The sequence below is a fragment of the Limosilactobacillus secundus genome (assembly GCF_020784695.1).
Classification (GTDB): Bacteria; Bacillota; Bacilli; order Lactobacillales; family Lactobacillaceae; genus Limosilactobacillus; species Limosilactobacillus reuteri_F.
Genome location: NZ_JAJGUA010000012.1, coordinates 1 through 414, shown reverse-complemented (window position 1 = coordinate 414; position 414 = coordinate 1). Strand labels below are relative to the sequence as shown.

1 protein-coding gene and 1 tRNA gene are annotated in these 414 nt (G+C 37.0%); one reads left to right on the top strand and one right to left on the bottom strand.

The features are described from left to right. The first annotated feature begins 42 nt into the window (after positions 1 to 42). Positions 43 to 117 (top strand) — tRNA-Asp (locus LMB57_RS00415). Positions 118 to 231: 114 nt separating this feature from the next. Here the strand turns inward: LMB57_RS00415 and LMB57_RS00410 are convergent. After that, on the bottom strand, positions 232 to 414 hold a 183-nt coding region (locus LMB57_RS00410; RefSeq protein WP_229278023.1), incomplete at its 5' end, for a transposase.

The window sequence follows — 414 nt, the reverse complement described above, 5'->3', positions numbered from 1 at the left end:
TAACCCGGAGGTCGTTGGTTCAAATCCAGCCCCCGCAATTTTGGTCCGTTGGTCTAGTTGGTTTAGGACGCATCCCTGTCACGGATGAGATCACGAGTTCGAGTCTCGTACGGACCGTATAATTAATGATAAATAAAAAACTTCCTACAGATAAGTGGGAAGTTTTGGGTATCTGTCAACTGGTATGGTTGACTAAAAATACTTCCTACGAAAATGTAGGGGGTATTTTTTTTATGAAAAAATACAATCAATTCTTAAAAAGAAAAATTTTTGATTAGCAAAACCATAACAAGTTTGTTTTAGGGTTTTGATTTTGCGATTGATGCCTTCTAAGGGACCATTAGAGTATTCAAATTTAGCACTATTTAAGACATATTTTCTGTTTTGACGAAGGGTTTGAATAGCGGTGTCCAT